At 54.1% G+C, this 3,701-nt stretch carries 4 protein-coding genes; all 4 read left to right on the top strand.

The window, feature by feature from the left end; genetic code table 11:
* Positions 1-409 precede the first annotated feature (409 nt).
* The 4 genes from CA13_RS04275 to CA13_RS04260 all read left to right on the top strand — a co-directional run bounded on the left by CA13_RS04275 (position 410) and on the right by CA13_RS04260 (position 2,505).
* Entirely contained in the window at positions 410-661 is a 252-nt protein-coding gene (locus tag CA13_RS04275; protein WP_146394747.1) for a hypothetical protein, read from the top strand.
* Positions 662-686: 25 nt separating this feature from the next.
* Positions 687-1,199, top strand: a complete 513-nt coding sequence (locus tag CA13_RS04270; protein WP_146394746.1) for a hypothetical protein — start codon at positions 687-689, stop codon at positions 1,197-1,199.
* A 143-nt stretch (positions 1,200-1,342) separates the two neighbouring features.
* Positions 1,343-1,741 (top strand): DUF7668 domain-containing protein, encoded by a 399-nt coding sequence (locus CA13_RS04265; protein ID WP_146394745.1) that lies wholly within the window; start codon positions 1,343-1,345, stop codon positions 1,739-1,741.
* Between the two features lie 476 nt (positions 1,742-2,217).
* Entirely contained in the window at positions 2,218-2,505 is a 288-nt protein-coding gene (locus tag CA13_RS04260) for a hypothetical protein (protein ID WP_146394744.1), read from the top strand.
* Positions 2,506-3,701 lie beyond the last annotated feature (1,196 nt).

Genomic DNA, 3,701 nt, shown 5'->3' with positions numbered 1-3,701 from the left:
CCAGCATGTCATGCCAACCAAATTTTGAAACAATAATCCAATCAGGAAAACTATGCCGCGCAGCGGCTTTCTTGAACCATGTGATGCAACGGAGGACGGGTGGTCCGTTTTCTCGTCTGCTTGCAAGTCGTTCGCCCGTCCCCGCTGATCACCACCGTTATTCGACTGAGTCGTAAATTGCTTCTCAGTAATTTACCTGCTCCACAACGTCATCGTCAGCAATGCTTCGATATAATCATTGCGGCGTCACTCGCAGACAGAAATCCCCACACCCACCCTCGATTCCAGGCCCCACGGAAGATCCGACTGCCTTCGACGCGATTCAATCTCCTGTCATCGGCCTTTTCTGGTCTAAACGGGGCGAATAACCAAGCCATTCACACGGAGCACGGCTTGCAAGTTTCCACAAATGGATGCATCACTCTCCGTGCCCGGTGATGGCAATCGTTATCACACTCCGGGCGATTGTTGTTCTGCTATCGGTGCGCTGTTGATGATTCCTTTGCGTCCGTTCGGTCCACAACGTCGTTTGTTGCTTTCACATTGGGACCTCGTTAAACTGATACTGCTAGGGAACGGACAACTGTCACCGAAGGGGCCGAAGGCTAAACTGACGGTGCTCGGTCGACTGATTCATCATGGTGACTCGATCGGCGTTTAACCCAAATCCGTGGGATAACCATGTGATGCAACGGAGGACGGGTGGTCCGTTTTCTCGTCTGCTTGCAAGTCTTTCGCCCGTCCCCGCTGATCACTGCCGTTCGTCGATCAAGCGAATCCACATGACACGCAGTTGTCACTCATTTGTGCCGATCTTCTTTCTCGTGATCACGGGTTGCGCGGATAACGCAACGCCGAGCATTCAGCCCAGGGTTCTCGCGCAACCTGACATTTCCAACGTCCAGATCGTTACAGATGCCGATGCCAATGTGCAGCGTTTTCGACGAGCGCTTGTTGGTCTCTGTGTCCAGGAACCGTCGCTTTCGCTCGCGATCACTCCGACGGCAACCAAACCAGCGCACAAATATCCAGACACCAGCGAATTGCAGATCGACCAGTGGATGATTGATCCTAACGAAATGACTTTCCAACTGATGTCCGCCAGTGAGAAACCGATCTGGATTGTTTCGGGCACTTTTGTTGAACAGGATGGTGGTCTAACTGCGGATGCAACCATTTCGGAGCTGCACTACAAGTAACTTGCTCGGCCACGGTAGCACTACGCTACAATGACGACGAACCATGCGATTCACACGAAGGACCGCATGCGATCTTTACCAATAGAAACCACATTGGCGGTCCTCGGTGATCGCTACCGTTCGTCGAAAGACTCTGACACACAATGGCAAAACGCAAGTCGACTAAAGAAGTGCTGCCCGTCAAGGACGAAGACGAGCAACAACCAATTCCAACCGCTTGGCGCCCTGCATTTCGCGATATAGTAAACGCTTTCGTGCAACACGATTATCGCTTGTCAGAAGGCGTCGACGGTGTACTACCCGTCTCGGCCAAAACCGCAAAGCAAATCAAAGAGTACATCGAGGACTATGGCGAAACTCTCGTCGCACTTCCAGAAAAGACATGGGCCTCGTCGATTTGCATGTGGATGGGCAAGAAATGGGAGGTGCTGATCGATCTGTGGACGAAAGGTGAAGGGCAAAGCGACCTTGTCCTAAGTGCATTGGTCTCGGAGACTAAAGACGGATTCCAAATTAAAATCGAGATGGTGTACGTTCCATGAGAACCGATCTCAAATCTATCCGCTGGCCCCAGTTCGAAGATTCAGATCGACGAACCATGGGATGCAACGGAGCGGCGGTGGTGCGTTTTTTGGTGAGATCGATGTCAACTCCCGCCGCCCGCTGATCCCGGACGTTACCCGACGTAAAATGAAGATCGTATCGAACGACAACATCGATCCTGTTTGATGATCTCTTTTCGACAACGCGACCCGAACGCCAACGTCAAAAGCGTAAGTTAAAAATTGCTCGTCTAAGTTACCCGTTGGCTAATGCGACTCCACGACGGCGTTTGGCTGGAACCTTGGCTAGCCTAACGTCGCTGCTTCGGCCTTTCGGCGTTACCCAAAAACCTGCCCAACAACTGTTTTATTCGACACTGATTTGATACACTGATGCTTTCCGTGGTGACTTGCTCGCCCGTGATCACTTCCACGGAATCGACAATCAAATGGCCGGGATTTCGGGTAACCATCGGATGCAACGGAGGACCGGTGGTTCGTTTTCACGAATGGATAGTCAATTCCCGGTCCCCGCTGATCCGTACCGTTATCCGATCAACGACGATCGGTATGCTGGTGTTGGGCCTTGGCGTCACAACACTGGCTTGCGGCTGATGCCGGTGAACGATACACCCGACGAACCATTCCCTCGGACAACTTTTCTGGTTCGACCTTCCAATCTCCTGATGGCTTGCGCGAGCCTCCTCGCACCGACCATCGGCGTGCTCGGGCGACATTCGTTGCTCGACGACGGAACGTCCTGATGGCTTGCGCGAGCAAGCTCCGGTTACCATCGGCTTGCTCGGTCTTGCTTTGGAACGTATACTGGCATTCGACCTTCCACCTATATTCACCACGGATAACCATCCGTTGCACACGGAGCCGCGGGCCGCGCGGATTCTCAAATCAATGTCGTTTGCCGCGGCCCGGTGAACGGTGACGTTATCCGATCAACGACGATCGGTATGCTGGTGTTGGGCCTTGGCGTCACAACATTGGCTTGCGGCTGATGCCGGTGAACGATACACCCGACGAACCATTCCCTCGGACAATTTTTCTGGTTCGACCTTCCAATCTCCTGATGGCTTGCGCGAGCCTCCTCGCACCGACCATCGGCGTGCTCGGGCGACATTCGTTGCGCGACGACGGAACGTCCTGATGGCTTGCGCGAGCAATCTCCGGTTACCATCGGCTTGCTCGGTCTTGCTTTTGGAACGTCTACTGGCATTCCACCTTCCACCTATATTCACCACGGATAACCATCCGTTGCACACGGAGCCGCGGGCCGCGCGGATTCTGAAATCAATGTCGTTTGCCGCGGCCCGGTGAACGGTGACGTTACCCGACTGACCGCACTCTCTTTCGTCGACGATGAATTCCGTTTCGACAACGCAACCTCGCTCTCGCATCCGCCGTTACACAGTTCTCGCCTGCGTTGCGATCGTGGTTATTTGCATCACTTTCGGCCCCGCGGTCTATCGGCAGTTCACCCTAACACGCGGCTTATCGCCAAACTTGATTTCTTCTATCGCACTCAAGCCAAACGGCGACCAACCTACCGTAACGTTGGATGATCCCGATGACATTGCGGCCTTCGTTACTTGGCTCGCATCAACGCGCGACGCTAGCAGGCTACGGTCTGCTCCTCCACCAACCATTTTCGATGGCTCGATTGTGTTCTCAGACGGACACACGGAGCCCATCAACTCTTCGGCAATACTGCCTCTGCTCGAAGACTATGCCACTCTTGATGGTTCCGAACGCTGGGACCGTATGTTGCTCACTCCACGGTCGGATGTTCGGGTATACTTCCGTGGTATCATGCGTTCCGGCGACCGGCAGCCGCTTGCTCGCCTGATCTCGTCACGCCCAGATAACGGCGGGTAACCATCGCGTGCACCGGAGAACGCGAGCTGAGCGATTTGGCCGTTAGAAACTTTTCCGCGCGTTCCCGGTGACG

This window comes from Novipirellula herctigrandis (assembly GCA_007859835.1).
Classification (GTDB): Bacteria; Planctomycetota; Planctomycetia; order Pirellulales; family Pirellulaceae; genus Novipirellula_A; species Novipirellula_A herctigrandis.
Note: the sequence above shows the minus strand (reverse complement) of the source record. Positions and strands in the feature narration are given on the sequence as shown.

Coding starts and splice junctions, on each gene's coding strand:
- CA13_RS04275 (WP_146394747.1), top strand. CDS start 410: ATGGATGCATCACTCTCCGTGCCCGGTGATGGCAATCGTTATCACACT.
- CA13_RS04270 (WP_146394746.1), top strand. CDS start 687: ATGCAACGGAGGACGGGTGGTCCGTTTTCTCGTCTGCTTGCAAGTCTT.
- CA13_RS04265 (WP_146394745.1), top strand. CDS start 1,343: ATGGCAAAACGCAAGTCGACTAAAGAAGTGCTGCCCGTCAAGGACGAA.
- CA13_RS04260 (WP_146394744.1), top strand. CDS start 2,218: ATGCAACGGAGGACCGGTGGTTCGTTTTCACGAATGGATAGTCAATTC.